The organism is Companilactobacillus mindensis DSM 14500 (genome assembly GCF_001434275.1).
GTDB classification, from domain to species: Bacteria; Bacillota; Bacilli; order Lactobacillales; family Lactobacillaceae; genus Companilactobacillus; species Companilactobacillus mindensis.
This window is the reverse complement of sequence record NZ_AZEZ01000085.1, coordinates 1-18,174: the sequence shown is the minus strand read 5'-3', so window position 1 is coordinate 18,174 and position 18,174 is coordinate 1. Positions and strand designations below refer to the sequence as shown.

The window sequence follows — 18,174 nt, the reverse complement described above, 5'->3', positions numbered from 1 at the left end:
ATCAAATGAATTTATATTATTTCATATGACAACCACAAAGGGATTATCGCATAATTTAGGAATTACGGTCTTCTTATATGTAAAACTATTTTTATATTACTAATGATTTTTACTCAAATATTACAGATACCAACTAAACAACGAAAACCTTAGCCTGGAGAGCAAAAGTTGATGGGCTCAGTGGTGGCTTAATCTTAGTCAGCGTACTGTGCTGGCTTAGATTACTGACGAGCTTGAAGACAATTTTTAAATTGGCTCCAAGTCGCCTCACCACGTTCCAGCCCAATCAGCTTTTGATCGGAAGGCGGAATATTTAAATAACATCTCATTTTTTATTTCAACAAAACAAAAATGAAGAAACGCTTTATGCTCCAGTTACACTTCTAAACAACGAAAGCCCTAGCCTGGAGAGCAAAAGCCGATGGGCTCAGTGGTGGCTTAATCTTAGTCAGCGTACCTTGCTGGCTTAGATTACTGACGAGCTTGAAGACAATTTTTAAATTGGCTCCAAGTCGCCTCACCACGTTCCAGCCCATCAGCTTTTGGTCGGAAGGCGGAATATTGATTTCATACCTCATTTACGTTAAATTATTCCTAGAAAATCAACATATCCGAGGTTTTAAATATGGAACCAACTTTTAATAAAATGACCCCTGCTGGTTATAAAGCTATCGAACAAGAAATCAAAGACTTGAAGAAAATCCGGCCTCACAAGATCAAAATCTTAGCCGCTGCGGCTGCTTTGGGGGACCGCTCTGAAAACACTGAATATTCGACTGCTAAGCGAGAATTGGGTCAACTAAACGGCCGCTTGCATTTTTTAGAAAAACAACTGCAATACGCCGATGTTGTTACTCCAGCCGATAATGACAAACTCGATATTGGTAAATTTGTAACGATTGAATTTATGGACGATCACGATCAACTGACATATCAATTGGTTGGTAAACAAGAGGCTAATCTTGAACAGAAGAAAATTTCCTTCGAATCACCCATTGGTAAAGCTCTCAATAATCATAAAGTTAATGACATTGTCGATGTAGAATCCCCTGATGGTTCTTATCAAGTTAAAATCATCGCTATCAAATTATAATAGGTAAAGTTTTTTTATTGACCTGTTAATTGTGTAAAACCATATCATAATTATTTAAATATGGCATATACCATTGTGTATAAATCCCTGTTTCCCTAAGTTTCTTGATATCCCATTGATAGAATCCTGTTTTATCCACAAAAAAATAATAGTCAAAACTAAATATCGACGGGTATAATAGGTCTATTAGTTTTTTAGGAGGATATTTTTTAATGGATGAAAGTAAGAAGATTGCCAAAAAAACTCTTGACCGAGGCTTTTGGCTAGCATTTTGTGCTTCTGCTCTCTGGGGAATTTCTAGTACAGTTTTACAAGTTGTCGCTAAGAACCTAAACATCCCGGCTATGTGGTTCATCGCTACGCGGACAACTTTGGCAGGAATCATTTTATTGGTCGTTGGTTTGATCATCTTACCAAAAAGTGAATTCTTTGCCGTCTTTAAAAATTGGAAGGATCTTTTGACCTTGTTAAGCTTTGCTGTCTTCGGACTTTTAGCTAACATGTTTACTTTCTTCCATGCTATCAAAACTGGTAATTCGTCAACAGCTACGATTTTACAGTACTTGTCACCTCTATTTATTATGATTGGGGCAGTTATCTTTACTAAGAAAAAAACTTCCCGTGTCGATGTTATTTCCTTTGTTTTGGCATTGATCGGTGTCGTTTTAATGATCACACGTGGTGACCTAGGTCACTTATCGATTCCTTTAATATCAGTACTTTGGGGTATCGGTAGTGGTATCACGGCCGCTTTATACATCACGATTCCACAAAACTTAATTGCCAAATATCACGGAATTTTAATTACTGGTTGGGGAATGTTGATTGCGGGTATCATTTCCAACTTCTTCAGTCCCATCTGGGTCAATCCACCAAAGATGACTACTGCTAGTATCTTAGGAATTGGAATAGTTATCTTGATCGGTACCGTTTTGGCATTCCTACTCATGGTTTTGAGTACTAAATATACAACCGCCGCTATCATTAGTATTACAGATGCGGTTCAACCTTTTACCACCCTCGTTTTAAGTGTTATTTTCCTTCACTACGCTGTGAACGTGGCTGAAGCAATTGGTGCCATCATCGTCGTCGTAGCAATCTATGTTTTGAATCGTTATGATGCCGACTAATAATTGAATTTGCTTGGGTAGGACGATTTAATCGTTCTGCCTTTTTTATTTGTCTTCATTCCGATATAACCATCCCCCTTGAGAATAAAAAAAATGCCTAAGTTGAAATAAATCAACTCAGACATCCTTGGCGTTCATTTTACCCAATCGCTATAACACGGTTCGCGGGAATGTTCGGCAATGTCCAAGTTAATCTGCAAAATAATCACGACAATAATTAGCAAAATACTATACATGACGACAACCTCCTTTGATGAGTTTCGATTAGACGAAAATTAAATTTGATTGTGCTCATAATATATTCTTGCGATGATAATGTCAATACGTTTTGATAAATAATTTTATTCAAAAAATCCAAGCGTAGCGGTTTAACAACAAATATAAAATTTTATTAATATAATTCATACTATAAACAGTCACTAAAAAAATGATTAAAACACAATTAATTTTATATTGACATTTTCTAATCATCGTCTAATAATTCAGTTACAAATTTTTGGAGGCGGTATTTATGAAATATACAGTATTAGGTGCAGGCGCTATGGGCTTGCGATATGGAGTTCTATTACAAGAGGCCGGTTTTGACGTCGACTTCGTTGAGATCTGGGAACCACAAATCGAGAAGATCCGTGAACAAAACGGTGTCTTCGTTTCTCGTGACCACGTTGGTAAACATCTCGTGCCGATTAACATTTATACCCCCGAAGAATACGCTGGCGAACCTGACGTCTGGATCGTCTTTACTAAACAAATGCAGTTGGCTGATGCATTGAAACGTACGGCCCATTGTTTCAAAGATTATCAGTACGTAGTTTCACCAATGAATGGTATGGGACACATTGACAAGCTTAACCAATACTTCGACCAGTCTAAAGTTATTGGCGCCACAGCCATGATTGGTACGGTTTTGAATGGACCTGGAGATGTTGATTTCATTGGTGCCAAAGGAGCCGGTAGTATGCACATGGCTAATGAAACGGAAAAGCCCGATGAAACTACTCATGAGATCGTAGAAGATTTTCAGAAAGCTAATTTGAATCCTGTTCTAACAACTAATTTGATGGGAACCTTGATGGCAAAAGTGATCTTCAACTCAGTCGTCAACACTCTCTGTACCATGTTCCAAATTCAAATGGGCGAATTCATTCAATCGCCAGCAGCTGAAAAATTGAGCAAACAATTGATCAACGAAGCTTTTGACGTCTGTGAACGCGCGGGGATCACCTTGTTGAATACGCGCGAAGAAGAATGGGAAACTGTGCAATACGTAAGTTCGGTCAGCAATCCCCTACACTTCCCATCCATGTATCAAGACATGTCCAAAGGTCGCAATACCGAGGTCGACTACATCAATGGCTATATTTACGAACTAGGTTTGAAGTACCATTATGAAGCAACGACCCATGATTTCTTACGTAACTTGGTTCATTTAGCTGAATTCTCGCGTGACTTTGACGTAGAAGCCTTGGAGAAATCAGTCTTGGCAGTCGAAATGGCAAAGTAATTAAAATCCTTCAGAAAATCAAAAAAATAATACCAACTAAAACGATAGAATATCTCTCACTGAGAAAATTTCTATCGTTTTTTACTAATATTTCAATTTTTACTTTTATTTACCAAAAATTGCGTTACACTTAATATCAACAAATTATTAGAGAATACTAATTTTTATATAAATTTTCTAATAAATATAGAAAGAGGGATTGTATGAAAATTTACTTATACGGAGTTCGTGAAGATGAACAAGGATACATGAAAGAATGGAGCAATGCTCACCCGGATGTTGAACTCGACTATACCAACCAAATTTTAACCGAAGAAACTGCTGATCTTGCTAAGGGTTATAACGGCGTTGTATTGTTGCAAACACAAGCTTATACCCGTGCTGCTTTGGAAAAATTGCAAAGTTTTGGTATCAGTAAAATCTCCGTTCGTAACGTTGGTTTAGACGGTTTCGACTTTAAAGACCTCCGTGATTTGGGATTTTCATTGACTAATGTTCCTGTCTACTCACCTAATGCTATCGCTGAACACACAACCAGTTTAATGTTGCGTTTACTACGTCGTGTACCTGAATTCGATCAAAAATTCGCCAACACAGACTTCAGATGGTTCCCTACTATCGGTGAAGAGATCAACGGCAAAACAGTTGGTATCATCGGTACCGGTCATATTGGATCAGTTGTCGCCCGCATCATGATGGCTTTTGGTGCCAAAGTCGTTGCCTACGATATCAAGCCTAATCCATACCTTGAAAACTTAGGTATTTACGTTGATACACCTGATGAAGTCATCGAGCAAGCTGATATTTTGACGCTCCACACGCCATTGGCCAAACGAGATGTTCATATGATCGATGCTGATGCCTTTGCCAAAATGAAAGACGGTGTTATTTTGATCAACGCTGCTCGTGGTGGTTTAGTCGACACTGACGCTTTGATTGCTGCGCTCGACAGTGGCAAAGTTGGTGGTGCTGGTTTGGATGTTTTGGAAAGTGAAAATGATGTCTTCCAAAAGAAATTCGACAGTATAAACGACGTTAAAGATCCTCAATTCAAGGCTTTGATCAATCGCGATAATGTTATCATCACACCGCACACAGCTTTCTACACTACGACTGCTGTACACAATATGGTCTTCGATTCACTGAATGATAATTTGAAGATGCTCGAAAACAAGGCACCTAAGTACCCTGTCGACATCACTGTTGAGTAAAAATTCAATACAAGAAGTCAGGCCAATGGTCTGGCTTTTTTGTATTGAATTTTATTTTGTCAGAGAACTCTGCTTTAATGAAAGTATGACTGGGGGTTCAACAATGAAAATATTTGCTTATGGCATTCGTGACGACGAAAAATTAGTTTTAGAAGAATGGAAATCAACCAATCCTGGTGTTGAAGTGAATTTTACTGGTTACGATTTAACTTCTGATTCCGCCTTTTTAGCGGATGACGCCGACGGTATCGTTACTATGCAGAATGCTCATTATTCAAGAGATGCCCTCGAAATACTTAACAAATTAGGTATCCATAATCTCTCAACTCGCACTACGAATATCGCTAATTTCAATTTTAAGGATCTCAAAGAACTAGGTTTCAAATTGACCAATGTTCCCGATTATTGCGCCAGTTCAATCGCTGAACACGTTATCGTCCTAATGGGTCAATTATTGCAGCAGCAACCGCAGTTCACCGAGAAAATGCACCAAGGCGACTTCACCTTATCTCCTAACATCGGTCAAAGTTTCAGCAGTCAAACCATTGGCGTGATTGGCACTGGTCGGACAGGACTTGCCGTCATCAAACTCTTGCAAGCTTTAGGTTCCAAAGTGATTGCTTATGACATCGAGCACAACAGCGATTTGGAAACTCAAGGATTATACGCTGATCATTTGACTGAACTTTATCAAAAAAGCGATGTAATAACTTTGCAACTGCCGCTGACTTCAAATACCCGCTACTTGATCAACGATTCAGCCATCAAACAAATGAAACCCGGCGTTATTTTGATCAACTGTGCTCACGGTCAATTACTCGACACTGATGCGCTAATCAAGGGCTTAGATAGTGGTCAAATTGCTGGAGCCGGGCTAGATGTTTTAGACGATGAAACCTCTGTATTCGGTAAAATCTGGAGTAGTTTAAAAAACATTCCCAACGGAGATATCCGTGATTTATTGCAAAGAAACAACGTCGTTATTACCCCTCATAACGCCTTCTATACTCAGACGGCCGTTCGCAAAATGGTCATAACGGCGTTCGATTCCAACAAGGCTTTGATTGAAGGAAAAACTCCCTCGACTATTGTAGATTTAGACAAATAATGCCTATTTGGCATAAAATTTAGAAAAAATTTCTAATTTAGTTTGACAAAGTAAAATTAGAGGTGTAAATTTATCACCAATCAAATAATTAGAATTTATTTAATCTTATTAGACGTTGAAGAGAAGAGTAAGTAAACGAGTAGTTTAGACAGTGACCGTCAGCTAGTGAAAAGGCGGAACGAAAGTTTAACTGAAGATGAGCTTGGAGTCTTACCTAGGTGAAAGCCAAAGGTACGCAAGGATGCGATATCATCCCGGACATATAATATATGTGTCGTTGAGGTATTTTGTGCAAGCAAAATATGAATTAGGGTGGTATCACGGTAGTCGTCCCTACATAGCAGAGTAATTCTGTGTATGTAGGGGCGACTTTTTTTATGGCCTCTCAGTGGCTCCGCCACCTAGAGGCCATTATCCAAACGTTCCAGTGGATCGTTTGGGTTAACCCACAAGAAATTTGGTTATCACACATAAGTGAGGTTGCTAATAAAGGATTCTAATCGGCTCCGCCACCTAGAGGCCATTATCCGAACGTTCCAGTGGATCGTTCGGATCAGGCTGACTAAGGCTAAACCTAGGACGAATTTTAAAGCATATTTATTCCAAACATAATTCAAACCAACAAGCGCTTCTTCAAATTTTCAATTCCAACGTATCTAGTAATTTTCTACCACGAACAAATAAATTCACATACACTCAGGAGGATTTCATTATGACAGTAAATACAGCAAGTAAGATTGGATTTCAACATGTAGGTAGTTTCTTAAGACCAGAGGTACTCAAAAAGGCTCGTCAGGATTTCGCTGACAAAAAGATTTCACAAGAAACATTAACTGCAATCGAAGACGAATCAATTAAGGACTTAGTCGACAAAGAAGTCGCTGCCGGACTAGATTATGCAACTGATGGCGAATATCGTCGTTCTTATTGGCACTTGGACTTCTTCTGGGGCTTTGAAGGAATCGAACACATTCATTACGGCGAAGGCTATCATTTTGCCCATGAGGAAACTCGTGACGATACAGCCATCCTTTCTGGCAAGATCCGCTTCAACAAAGAAACTCATCCTTTCATCAAACACTTCGACTATTTGAAATCTTTGACTGACAATCTAGACATCGAACCAAAACAAACCATCCCTGCTCCATCACAACTTTATATCGAATTGATCCGTGGAACTAACGACGACAAGATTAAGGAATTTTATCCAAACATTGAAGATTTATACACTGACATCGAAAAAGCTTATCACGACGCAATTTTAGCCTTCTACGATGAAGGTGCTCGTGTGATTCAACTTGATGACTGTTCATGGGGATTATTCTTAGACGACAGCTTCCTAGCTACTCCGGATGGAAAAGCTTATGCCAACTCTGGTATTCAAGATATTCTCTTAACTTTGAACAACAAAGCAATTGAAAACTTACCCGAAGATTTGACGATCAATACTCACGTCTGCCGTGGAAATTATCACTCTGACTTTGCTTTCTCTGGTGGCTATGGTCCTGTTGCTGACACCTTATTTGCTAAAGAAAATGTCGACACTTACTTCCTTGAATATGATTCAAAACGTGCCGGTGGTTTCGAACCATTAGCCAAAGTTTCTGGTAATAAGAAAGTTGTCCTTGGCCTCATCACTTCTAAATCTGGTGAACTCGAAGACCGTCAAGAAGTCATCGACCGTATCAAAGAAGCCAGCCAATATCTTCCTTTAGACCGTCTCTGGTTATCAACTCAATGTGGCTTTGCTTCTACTGAAGAAGGCAACACATTGACTGAACAACAACAATGGGACAAACTCAAACTCGTTAAATCAATTCAAGATGAGATTTGGGGATAAGAACCATTGATAGCGCTTTCAGAAAGAACTATAATATAAGTAGGAATTAAAGTTTATAGATTTTGGAGGCGCATATCATGATGGAATTCATTGCCAAATTATTCAACAGAATCGTAGACTATACGCTTAATTTTGATTGGTGGTAGACTTACAAATCTGTAAGAATAATGTAAGTAGATCAAATGTATAAAAAAACCAAGAACTCTTAATATACTTGTCAGGAGGTAATTCAAATGAGAAGTTTTTTAAGAGTTTTTTTGTTGGGTATCGTAGTAATCGGGTTAGGATATTTAGGTGCTTGTGCCTACACCAAGGACAGCACCAGTCAATTCGCTCAAGCATTCAATGCTTATAACGTATTGGTGAAACGTGAACCAAAATTTGTAAAAATAGATAATACCGAGGCAAAAGATGACGATGGTTATGGTAATTACACATATGATCTTAAAAGCTATGATGACAATGGCAATGAGCATCCTGTAAAATTTATGGGTATGGGCAAGTTGAAACAAGACCATTACTTAGAATTAGATACTAAAGGCAGCTATGTATATTCATATAAGGAAGTCTTCAAAAAAGACATCCCAAGTGACGTTTATACTAAATTGAATCTTCAATAATCTGGGGCTTTGAGCCCTTTTTTGATGTAAGGAGAAATCATGAAAAAGTTTACTAATATTTTCTTTACCGCACTTATTTTCATCGGTCTTGGTTATTTTATGACCGGTACCTTTCTAAAAGACCAGACTAGCAACTTTGCCCAATCATTTAATAAATATAATTTGTTAGCTGACAAAGGTCCAAAATTCGTTAAAGTCGACAATCAAGTGGCTGCTGACTATGATGGCGAAGGCAATTATACTTATTACCTCAAGAGTTACGATCGTCAAAGTCGTCCCCACTATGTTGAATTTACCGGCTACGGAAAATTGAAACAAGGACAATATATTAAATTGGATACTCGAGGGACTCACGTTAAATCATATAAAAAAGTTTCTCGAGACTCATTGCCTTACAACGTCTCACGTAAATTACGCAAAGATTATAAAATAAATCATGAATCATAAAAAAAGCGTTAGAAATTCCTATGTTTAAGGATTTCTAACGTTTTTTCATTTTTTCATACTGGTTAAAACTGTTGAGAATTTTGAATTTTTAAACTTAGTTTGAAGTAAGAAGTTCTTATTCGAATTAACGATTTTTTTGACCGTAGCTAAACCTAAGCCATTGTGGTTAGACTTGGTTGAATAGCCCAAATCGTACAACTTACTCATTTCAATCGTAGCAGTTGGATCAACATTATTCTTAAAAACAAATTCTACTGATTCATCATATGATATCAAGGCAAAATCCAATTCTGGCTTAGGATTTTTTAACGATGCTTCGATGGCATTGTCGAACAAAATACCTAAGATTCTAGTAATATCGATTGAGAATTTTTGAGCAATTTCAACGTTCTCGGCTATTTCGACATTCGTTTGAATACCCTTATCACGAGCAATCATGACCTTAGTGATGATGATACCCCGAATCAATTTATCATTGATCTTATATAAATTGGCATCACTTGGCTTAGTGTCATTTTTCAAATTAACGTCAGCGTAGTTCAATAGTCTCTGTACTATTTCGCTATCGTCTTGGTTATTTTCAATTGAAGCCGATAACGACAACAGGAAATTTTTATAGTCGTGTTTGAATCTACGCAATTCATTATTTTTTTCTTCCAGACCATTGATATAAGCATTCCGTTCGCTGATCTGTTGCAACTCATAATCCGCCTTGACCTTACTTAAATGTCCAACAATGAAAACAGTCATTCCGATTCCAATAAAAATCAAAGTAACCATTGTCGATACTAAAATAATAACAATGTATATCTGTTGAATATGAAGATATTTGCTGACAATACTTAGTCCAAAATACGTTGCCGTTAAAATGATAAATGAAATTAATATGATCCATTCCACAACTGTATCTTTCAGAATATATTTTAAATTAAAACGATCAATTAATTTAGTGACTATGTAATATATTAACAACGACAGTGCATAATTGGTTACTATCACTACTATTGCAGAAGCAACTGCAACCTCTCCCTCCATAACATAGGGAAAATGAAATACATTTCGTTGAACGTACGCTCCAATGGATTGAGTAAATGTACAAGTAAATAAAATCAGTATAAAACTCAATAATTTTTCAATCATTTTGGTATCAGTTTTCCGAACAATAAAAAAATATAACAAAATAATTAAGATAGTACTCGTTCCTACCATATATAAATCTGCCTTAGTACTCAATGAGGCAAAGATTATTGAGATTATGACATTAAGTTTAGTAAATGATTTTGGAAATATCATAAACGTGAGGATAAATATTAAGAGCGTATTGGCAAGATCAAGGATGATCCATTCTATATCCGGGTATATTGACATTAATTATTTCAAATCCTTCTAAAATTTTTCTTCTTCATAATACATTACCATCTTCTTCTCAAAATATTGATAATGTTTATTATGACAATTAAAAGGATGTCCAAAAGTTTATTTTGAGGCATCCTTTTTAATTTATTTTTATACTGGTTAAAACTGTTGAGAATTCAGCATTTTCAAACTTAGTTTGTAGTAAGAAGTTTTTATTTGAGTTAACGATTTGTTTGACCGTAGCTAAACCCAAACCATTGTGGTCGGACTTGGTTGAATAACCGTTGTTATATATCTTATTCATTTCGATTTTTAACGATGGATCAACATTATTCTTAAAAACAAATTCTATTGATTCATCATATGATATCAGGGCATAATCCAATTCAGGTTTGGGATTCTTTAATGAGGCCTCGATGGCATTATCAAAAAGGATTCCCAATATTCTAGTAATATCGACTGAGGTTCGTTTAGAAATTTCGATATCTTTATCTATTTCGACATTCGTTTGAACCCCTTTGTCACGAGCAATCATGATCTTAGTGATGATGATACCCCGAATCAACTTATCGTTGATCTTATATAAATTAGCGTCATTTAGCTTAGTGTCATTTTTCAGATTAACATCAGCGTAATTCAATAATCTTTGAACGATTTCACTGTCATCTTGATTGTTCTCAATTGAGACCGACAATGATAATAAAAAATTCTTATAATCGTGTTTGAATCTACGCAGTTCGCTATTTTTATTTTCTAAACCATTAATATAAGCGTTACGTTCGTTGATCTGTTGCAGTTCATAATCCGCTTTTACTTTACTCAAATGTCCCAAAATAAAAACAATCATCCCGATACCAATGAATGCCAATGTAAATAGTGTCGTTGACAAAATAATAAGCAGATACGTTCGCTGTATATCTAAATGTTTGCTAACAAAATTCAAAGTAAAATTTGAAGCTATGAGAATAACCAACGCTATCAAAATTACCGATTCGATTGCTGAATCATGCACGATATATTCCAATTGGAGCTTCTCAATCAATTTTTTGCCAAGATAATAGACTGACAACGACAAAAAATAACTAATTGCCAGTGCAATCATCACAAGCTCAAATCCAACTAATCCATACGACTGTTCTGGAAAATTCAGCACATCGTACACTACATAAAATCCAACGCTGAATGAAATGGTACAAGAAAAGAAGGCATAAGCCATAACCAAAATTTTTTCTATCAATTTAACTTTTTCGTTTCGTACCATAACGAAATACAGCAGCACGCTCGCTATTTCACTTATATCAAAATGATAGTCCACATAACTAACTAAAAAGATAACAACTACCAAAAAAATCAGATTGAACTTAGTCGCCGCTCTAGGAAATATTAAGAATACCAAAGTAAAAAGTAATATCGTATTAGCAAAGTCAGCGATAAACCAAGATAAACTAGAAAATGCCGCCATTATTAATTACAGGACCCTTCAAATAATTTTTAAATTTCTTTATCGTGTGAATACTTTTTAACAGCATTTTTTATCTCCTGCATATCTCGAATCACATTTTCTAACTCTTCAGTGGGAATCGATGAAAATAAAGTTTCTACTTGTGTATCAGCTCGTTGGTCGATCATTTTTAAAACCTTTTCCCCATCATTTGTCAGGTTCAAATTCTTGATGCGTTTGTCCTGATCATTAGGAACTTCTATTAAAAGTCCTTCTGATTTCAGTTTTTTTAGAGTTCGACTTAAATAACCCTTATCCACATGCAACAGTAACATCAATTGATTGGCACTATTCACACCGCGGTCGATTTCTAATAACAAACGAGACTCTAACAAAGTATATTGTGTATCTAAGTGATATTTATCAGTTAATTTCAAAACTCTAGTATAAGAGCGATTGAATTCTCGAATTTTTCTAATATTCTCTGCATTCATAAAATCATCTCTCCCTTGAACTTGTTGACTTTAATAACCTTCATTATTAAAATAAAAAAAGTTGCTAAAGTCAACTAACATTCTTGAGGAGTATTGCCAGTAATGTCAAAACAAATTAAAAAATCACTATTCATTATGGTCTTCGGGACCTTCTTTGGTGTTTTGTGCTCTACTTTAATGAACACAGCTTTGCCCACTTTTATGCGGGTATTCAACGTTAATTCTTCCACCGTTCAGTGGTTGACCAACGGTTATACATTAGTTAACGCCATTATGATTCCAACTAGTGCCTACTTTATTAAGAAAGTTTCTTTCAGACATCTCTTTATAACTTCTAGTTCGATCTTTTTGGTCGGAACGATCTTAGGTGCCATTGCTAGTTCCTTTACCACTGTTATTATCGGCCGTATGATCCAAGCCGTCGGAACTGGTATGATGATGCCTTTAGTCAACGTTTTGGCTATGAAATATACCACTAGAAGCAAACAAGGAGCTGTTATGGGGATTATTGGTCTGGCCTTTAATTTCTCCCCTATTATCGGTCCAACGTTATCTGGAGTGATTTTACAGTACTTTGCCTGGCAATACTTGTTCATCTTGATCTTGCCATTCATCATCGACGTTATTATTTTGGCCATCGTCCAATTGCCACAGATCGAAACTAACGACGATCCCAAATTCGACGTTCCTAGTTTGATCACAATCAGTTTGGGCTTGTTGTTCCTACTGACTGGCTTCTCCAATATCGGTCAAGCTAATTTAGTTTCATTCAACGTTTTAGGCTTCACTGCTATCGGTCTAATTTTAATCGTTGTCTTTTCTTTCATGGAAAATCGAACCGATAGTCCGATTATTGATTTCGAAATTTTTAAACATTCCCAATTCACCTTTGCGACTGTTATTAATATGTTGATCGTCTTAACTATGTATGGCAACACGATTCTTTTACCTCTGATGATTCAGACGATTTTGCATAAGAGTCCACTGATTTCGGGATTAGCCTTGCTACCAGGTGCTATGTTGACGGGCTTTATGTCGCCAATCAGCGGCCGACTGTTCGACAAATATCCTATCAAACGAATCGTCGTTACCGGCGTTTTGATCGATTGCTTCGGAACTTTCCTACAAGCGGTGATCGACGTCAATGCCTCGGTTCTAATGTTGACGCTGGGACAAACGATTCGCCAACTTGGATTGGTATTGATTTTGATTCCGATCCAAACCCATGCTCTGAGTGCTTTGCCTAAGAAGTATCTTTCCGACGGTGTAGCTACCTTCAACACCCTGCGCCAAATTGCCGCATCCTTTGGAACAGCTATCATCATTGCCGTTATCACTTTAGCTGACAAAGCCTTGACCGGAAGTACCGTCAACCAAGCAACTGGTATTCAAGCTGGATTCTTAGCCTGTCTGGGATTTCTAATCGTTGCTTTGATAACCACTCGCAAATTGCATCGATCTGATTTGAATTAGAGAGTGAAACAAGCTGGTCAACAAAAATCGTAGTACCTTTGGGGCAGTTCTTTTTCAACTTTGGTTACATACAATTATTTATACTAATAGGCCATCCAAAAAATCAACTGGATGACCTTTTTAGTATTGTTTTAAATAAAATATCGAATCATTAGATTTAAAATCCTTAACACTACTAATGTAAAACAAATAAAAAACAGTTTAGTCTGGAATGAAATCCCAGCGGATGCTCAGCCGTGGTAGTCTATCTTACTTCGCGTTCTTTGCGGAGTTAGATAACACCTCGAATTTGAGACAATCTTTGATTGGCTTAAATCGATGGTCACAGCGTTCCAGCAATCCGCCGGGATTTCATGGAAGACGGCAGTGAACAACAAAACCCAAGAAAGAACCTTTTGGGAAAATCACTACGACTTTTTTTGTATATTCAAAATATCGGAACAAATTGGTCTAATTGACTATTAAGTTTTTAATTAAAAATGATTATACTTATATTGAATATTGGTCTATTTAATCTAGGGGGAAAAATAATTTGCTGACAAACACACTTTTAAGTGAAACAACATTAATCTCAAGCCTCTTTTTCATCATGGGCGTCTTCCTAGTTTTTCAAGTTATCTTCGATGGCATAAAAAAATTCATCAATCTCAAAAAATATAATATCGATGAATATTTATTAAGATTTATCCTAGGAATAATTTATATTTTGATCATCATGTTAACAATGCAACTTTCAATTCGGGGTAAACACTCGGCTTGGATCTATGTTAATTTTCAACTGGTAGCTACTATCTTTTATACCGTTATTCTCAGCGTTCCCACTAAGCACGATTTATTTGCTCCTATCGTCTTGATCTTCATGCTTTTTAATTCAGCTATTTTTAGTTGGCAATCATGGTGCATGGCGCTTATCTTGATTGGTTTCTATCACTCATTAAATTACACCAAGTCCCACACTAAGAATCGTTTTCCCTTTGTTGAATATCTATTGAGCAGTGCTGTCTTCGGATTTCTTTACTGGTTCTTCCTTGCCCTCAAATTCAATCTCACTCCAAATATTTATTTCAGAGAAGTCTTCTATTTGATTGTTCTTGAAGCTTTCACTTTTGGATATATTTATACACTCTACAATGACATTGAATCACGGACAGCACTTTTCAAAGAAGCTATCCATGACAAATTGACTGAAACCTATAATTACGATGCTTTTGACATCGACCTTCGCGCTGATTTCAAAAAATACCAACGTGATCAAACTACATTTTCAATGATGATGTTTGATGTCGATCACTTCAAGCATATCAACGATACTTACGATCACTTGGCCGGCGATAAAGTACTACAAAATATCGTCAACGTCGTCAAAAAAGTTATCGCTGCTAACGACCCTAAAATCAAACTTTATCGTACCGGTGGTGAGGAATTTAATGTCATTTTCCCTGAATATGATTTAGATAGCACTAAACGTATCGTTAACGAAATCTTCTCAGTCGTAAACCATTCGCAAACTTTATTTGAAGACAATACGATCCATCTGACCATTTCTGTCGGTGTTTCGGAGATTTCTCCCAATGACAATTCAACTAACGACTTTTATTCTCGAGTCGATAAAGCACTGTATAGTTCCAAAAAATCCGGACGTAAAGCCATTACCATCAGCTAGAGAGTGAAACAAGCCAATTAAAGAGCAGAACAAATTGATAAAATTAACTTGCATAAAAAAAGAGCTAACAGATTAAAAATCTGTTAGCTCTTTTTCACTAATTACTTAGCTTCTTTTTCGTCACGGCTCTTTAGAAAATCAAGAACAGCTTGTGTGTTAGCGCGTTTTTCTGCACCATTTTTTTGGTTTACAGGACGGCGGTGGCCAGTCATACCTTTATGTGTATTTTGTGACATGTAAAAAACCCTCCTTCCTGTTACTCATTTAACTTATTTTATTAACCCTATTATTGTAAAGGATTCATCTCTATATTTCAAGTTATAATTTCAGTTCATCCAAAAGATTTTCCATAAAAAAAAACTAATCAATTACCATCTTGATCAGTTCTTTTTGTATCAATTGTTTTTACTGAAAAGAGCCTAGCGACTAGCTCAAATCAGTTGCAGTACTTTCATCTTTAGCAGATGAAGTTTCTGTTTCTTTGGAACTGACTGTTTCTGCACTCTTATTGTGCACACGGAATGCCAATATGAAACCAAAAACAGCTAATATTAATGTAAACACAAATCCGTAGTGAGCACCATTAGTAAATGCTAATTTAGCTGAATGACCACCATTTGCAAAGTAATTTGCTTGGCCGGTACTCAACAAAATTGTAGCAATACCAGTAGCTACGGCACCGATAACTTGTTGGAAAGTATTGATGATGGCTGAACCGTCGGCTGATTGATAAGCGTCAAGTGAATTCAAACCGTATGTTTGAGCAGGTGACATAGCCAAAGGCACACCGATCATCAAAACGATATGAGCAGCAATAATGTATCCGAGTGAACTGTGAGAGTTACTGAATAAGAACATCACTGCACCAATGATTGAAACCAAAAATCCTAAACGTGATAATAACTTAGCACCGATTTTATCATAGGCACGACCAGCGATAAATGACACGATAGCGTTGATCACACCACCAGGCAGCATTACGACACCAGTCAAAGCTACAGCTACGCCTAATCCATTTTGAAGATACATTGGAAGAAGATACATAGCTGATAAAGTAATACCGAAGTTAATCATAACTAAAACTGAACCAGTAACAAATTCTGGTGTCTTCAATACTGCAAAGTCCAAAGTAGGTGTTTTTGCATGTAATTGTTGTCTAATATAAACAACCAACAAAATCAAACCGACGACTAAGGAAATCAAAGCCACCGTCATATTTTTGCTGAGATAACTAATACCAAAGACAATCAAACCAAAACTAATTGTTGAAAGGATAATTGCAATCCAATCAACTTTAGGCTTAGTTACTTCAAATACATTCGTCAAATTCTTTTCCATAATGATTAAACCAATCAATAGAAAGACAACGAATGACCAGAAAATAAATCTCCATGAAGAAATGCCTAAAATAATACCTGAAATAGTAGGTCCAATAGCAGGAGCGAACATGATAACTAGAGCAGCCATACCAAGTGCTGCACCTAATTTATCAGGTGGAAAAATTCTCATAGCGATTGAGAACATCAATGGCAAAACGATACCAGTGGCAATACCTTGAATCATTCTACCGACTAACAACATTGGGAAACTGATGGCTAAAGCTGAAATAATTGAACCAACAATGAAATCCAATAATCCAAATCTAACTAATCCCCTAGTTGAAAAATGTTTTGTCAATAAACTTGAAAGTGGCAAGACAATGGCAATAACTAGCATATACCCAGTAACCAACCATTGTGCTGTACCTGTTTCAACATTAAATGCTTTCATGATTGATGGCAGTGCAATGTTGAGCGAAGTTTCACTGAACATTCCGACGAATCCACCAATTAGAACACCCATTAATGACAATAAAGGATGAAGAGGTTTTGTATTAATTTCTTGAGTCTTACTCATAATTACCTCCAAATTGTTGCAACAGTTGGTTAATATACCAGAAAAAAAGCTTTTTCGTAAGTTTTTTCTGAAATTTTTTTTACTTTTCCAAACTGTTTGCACCAAAAAAGGATGAATTCAAGTCACAAATTCACCCCTTAAAGTGGAAGAAATCATTTTAGAATTTAATAATCCTGCGCTCTACTTTATCGTTATATAAGTCGATGGCTAATACGCCTCGAGCCAGCCTGCCATAGGCATTGTACCCCGTTACGTTTCCATAATTGAGTTGAATCCCGAAATATTCCGATGCAAAGTTATTATCATGGTCGTGGCCGGCAAAAATTGCTTTAACTTTATCCTTAACTAATAATTCATGAAAAAGTCCGGAATTAATTGTGGCTGGACAAGGTTTTTCGTTGTATGAACCAACTACCTGTTCTTTGTTCACTGCCAAATATTCTGCCAACGGAATATGTAAAAAGCCAATATCAAAAGTTTTATTGAACGGTTGATTGCTAGTTTTAGCGTACCAGTTGATCTGATGACGGCCGATTGCAGCGTACTTGCTGATCTTTGACCAATTGGAATAATCTCCACTATTCCAAACATAAATCACATTTACCAAACGGTCAGTTTCTGAGTCAAAAATCTCCAACGTGTAATTTTCTCGATCATCGACTAAGTAACTGTGGTGTTTGTTGGCTAAATTGTTTAACTTCGCTTCTGCATCACGCAAATATTGCCGATTATACTGGCCCTCGGTATCGTGATTACCGTAAGTGATTGCAACTGGAATATCGAATTCATTTAAAATAATTGGCGGAATTCCCATGACTTTAGTCGTGGGATGGATAGCCGATTTTTTTGTGATTTTCGGTTGCTACAAGAACGCAAGTTCGTATATACTGATGCCATA

The 18,174-nt window shown here is 36.7% G+C and carries 17 protein-coding genes; 11 read left to right on the top strand and 6 right to left on the bottom strand.

Features of this window, described 5'->3' with window-relative positions:
- The first annotated feature begins 317 nt into the window (after positions 1-317).
- The 9 genes from FD29_RS11835 to FD29_RS07625 all read left to right on the top strand — a co-directional run bounded on the left by FD29_RS11835 (position 318) and on the right by FD29_RS07625 (position 8,953).
- Positions 318-470, top strand: coding sequence for a hypothetical protein (locus FD29_RS11835; protein WP_157049394.1), 153 nt, complete (start codon positions 318-320; stop codon positions 468-470).
- A gap of 155 nt (positions 471-625) precedes the next feature.
- Positions 626-1,093: a transcription elongation factor GreA gene (greA, locus tag FD29_RS07660; protein WP_057888356.1), complete on the top strand. Its 468-nt coding sequence runs from the start codon at positions 626-628 to the stop codon at positions 1,091-1,093.
- Between the two features lie 212 nt (positions 1,094-1,305).
- On the top strand, positions 1,306-2,223 hold the full coding sequence (locus FD29_RS07655; protein ID WP_057888355.1) for a DMT family transporter: 918 nt from the start codon (positions 1,306-1,308) through the stop codon (positions 2,221-2,223).
- Between the two features lie 511 nt (positions 2,224-2,734).
- On the top strand, positions 2,735-3,727 hold the full coding sequence (locus tag FD29_RS07650) for a ketopantoate reductase family protein (protein WP_057888354.1): 993 nt from the start codon (positions 2,735-2,737) through the stop codon (positions 3,725-3,727).
- Between the two features lie 203 nt (positions 3,728-3,930).
- Positions 3,931-4,938: a D-2-hydroxyacid dehydrogenase gene (locus FD29_RS07645; protein WP_057888353.1), complete on the top strand. Its 1,008-nt coding sequence runs from the start codon at positions 3,931-3,933 to the stop codon at positions 4,936-4,938.
- A 103-nt stretch (positions 4,939-5,041) separates the two neighbouring features.
- Positions 5,042-6,046, top strand: a complete 1,005-nt coding sequence (locus tag FD29_RS07640) for an NAD(P)-dependent oxidoreductase (RefSeq protein ID WP_057888352.1) — start codon at positions 5,042-5,044, stop codon at positions 6,044-6,046.
- Positions 6,047-6,758: 712 nt separating this feature from the next.
- Entirely contained in the window at positions 6,759-7,886 is a 1,128-nt protein-coding gene (locus FD29_RS07635; RefSeq protein WP_057888351.1) for a 5-methyltetrahydropteroyltriglutamate--homocysteine S-methyltransferase, read from the top strand.
- A 233-nt stretch (positions 7,887-8,119) separates the two neighbouring features.
- Entirely contained in the window at positions 8,120-8,506 is a 387-nt protein-coding gene (locus FD29_RS07630) for a YxeA family protein (RefSeq protein WP_057888350.1), read from the top strand.
- 39 nt (positions 8,507-8,545) lie between these two features.
- Positions 8,546-8,953, top strand: coding sequence for a YxeA family protein (locus FD29_RS07625; protein WP_057888349.1), 408 nt, complete (start codon positions 8,546-8,548; stop codon positions 8,951-8,953).
- A gap of 45 nt (positions 8,954-8,998) precedes the next feature.
- On the opposite strand, the gene FD29_RS11500 is transcribed toward FD29_RS07625, so the two are convergent.
- The 3 genes from FD29_RS11500 to FD29_RS07610 form a co-directional block, all read right to left on the bottom strand.
- Positions 8,999-9,853, bottom strand: a complete 855-nt coding sequence (locus tag FD29_RS11500; protein ID WP_162253423.1) for a sensor histidine kinase — start codon at positions 9,851-9,853, stop codon at positions 8,999-9,001.
- A 595-nt stretch (positions 9,854-10,448) separates the two neighbouring features.
- Complete coding sequence (locus FD29_RS07615; RefSeq protein WP_162253422.1) at positions 10,449-11,546, bottom strand: sensor histidine kinase; 1,098 nt, start codon at positions 11,544-11,546, stop codon at positions 10,449-10,451.
- A gap of 254 nt (positions 11,547-11,800) precedes the next feature.
- Positions 11,801-12,244, bottom strand: coding sequence for a MarR family winged helix-turn-helix transcriptional regulator (locus FD29_RS07610; RefSeq protein WP_057888346.1), 444 nt, complete (start codon positions 12,242-12,244; stop codon positions 11,801-11,803).
- 102 nt (positions 12,245-12,346) lie between these two features.
- On the opposite strand from FD29_RS07610, the gene FD29_RS07605 reads away from it, so the two are divergent.
- Both FD29_RS07605 and FD29_RS07600 read left to right on the top strand, forming a co-directional pair.
- Positions 12,347-13,717, top strand: coding sequence for an MDR family MFS transporter (locus FD29_RS07605; RefSeq protein WP_057888345.1), 1,371 nt, complete (start codon positions 12,347-12,349; stop codon positions 13,715-13,717).
- Between the two features lie 532 nt (positions 13,718-14,249).
- The gene (locus tag FD29_RS07600) at positions 14,250-15,380 is read left to right on the top strand and encodes a GGDEF domain-containing protein (protein ID WP_057888344.1); all 1,131 of its coding nucleotides are present in this window, start codon (positions 14,250-14,252) and stop codon (positions 15,378-15,380) included.
- 101 nt (positions 15,381-15,481) lie between these two features.
- On the opposite strand, the gene FD29_RS11770 is transcribed toward FD29_RS07600, so the two are convergent.
- The 3 genes from FD29_RS11770 to FD29_RS07590 all read right to left on the bottom strand — a co-directional run bounded on the left by FD29_RS11770 (position 15,482) and on the right by FD29_RS07590 (position 18,090).
- Complete coding sequence (locus FD29_RS11770) at positions 15,482-15,616, bottom strand: hypothetical protein (protein WP_268872007.1); 135 nt, start codon at positions 15,614-15,616, stop codon at positions 15,482-15,484.
- Positions 15,617-15,806: 190 nt separating this feature from the next.
- Positions 15,807-17,276 (bottom strand): DHA2 family efflux MFS transporter permease subunit, encoded by a 1,470-nt coding sequence (locus FD29_RS07595; protein WP_057888343.1) that lies wholly within the window; start codon positions 17,274-17,276, stop codon positions 15,807-15,809.
- 157 nt (positions 17,277-17,433) lie between these two features.
- Complete coding sequence (locus FD29_RS07590; RefSeq protein ID WP_057888342.1) at positions 17,434-18,090, bottom strand: metallophosphoesterase; 657 nt, start codon at positions 18,088-18,090, stop codon at positions 17,434-17,436.
- Between the last annotated feature and the right edge of the window lie 84 nt (positions 18,091-18,174).

Excerpts from the sequence above, each read along its gene's own strand:
- greA (WP_057888356.1), top strand. The coding sequence starts at position 626 with ATGGAACCAACTTTTAATAAAATGACCCCTGCTGGTTATAAAGCTATC.
- FD29_RS07655 (WP_057888355.1), top strand. The coding sequence starts at position 1,306 with ATGGATGAAAGTAAGAAGATTGCCAAAAAAACTCTTGACCGAGGCTTT.
- FD29_RS07650 (WP_057888354.1), top strand. The coding sequence starts at position 2,735 with ATGAAATATACAGTATTAGGTGCAGGCGCTATGGGCTTGCGATATGGA.
- FD29_RS07645 (WP_057888353.1), top strand. The coding sequence starts at position 3,931 with ATGAAAATTTACTTATACGGAGTTCGTGAAGATGAACAAGGATACATG.
- FD29_RS07640 (WP_057888352.1), top strand. The coding sequence starts at position 5,042 with ATGAAAATATTTGCTTATGGCATTCGTGACGACGAAAAATTAGTTTTA.
- FD29_RS07635 (WP_057888351.1), top strand. The coding sequence starts at position 6,759 with ATGACAGTAAATACAGCAAGTAAGATTGGATTTCAACATGTAGGTAGT.
- FD29_RS07630 (WP_057888350.1), top strand. The coding sequence starts at position 8,120 with ATGAGAAGTTTTTTAAGAGTTTTTTTGTTGGGTATCGTAGTAATCGGG.
- FD29_RS07625 (WP_057888349.1), top strand. The coding sequence starts at position 8,546 with ATGAAAAAGTTTACTAATATTTTCTTTACCGCACTTATTTTCATCGGT.
- FD29_RS07610 (WP_057888346.1), bottom strand. The coding sequence starts at position 12,244 with ATGAATGCAGAGAATATTAGAAAAATTCGAGAATTCAATCGCTCTTAT.
- FD29_RS07605 (WP_057888345.1), top strand. The coding sequence starts at position 12,347 with ATGTCAAAACAAATTAAAAAATCACTATTCATTATGGTCTTCGGGACC.
- FD29_RS11770 (WP_268872007.1), bottom strand. The coding sequence starts at position 15,616 with ATGTCACAAAATACACATAAAGGTATGACTGGCCACCGCCGTCCTGTA.
- FD29_RS07595 (WP_057888343.1), bottom strand. The coding sequence starts at position 17,276 with ATGAGTAAGACTCAAGAAATTAATACAAAACCTCTTCATCCTTTATTG.
- FD29_RS07590 (WP_057888342.1), bottom strand. The coding sequence starts at position 18,090 with ATGGGAATTCCGCCAATTATTTTAAATGAATTCGATATTCCAGTTGCA.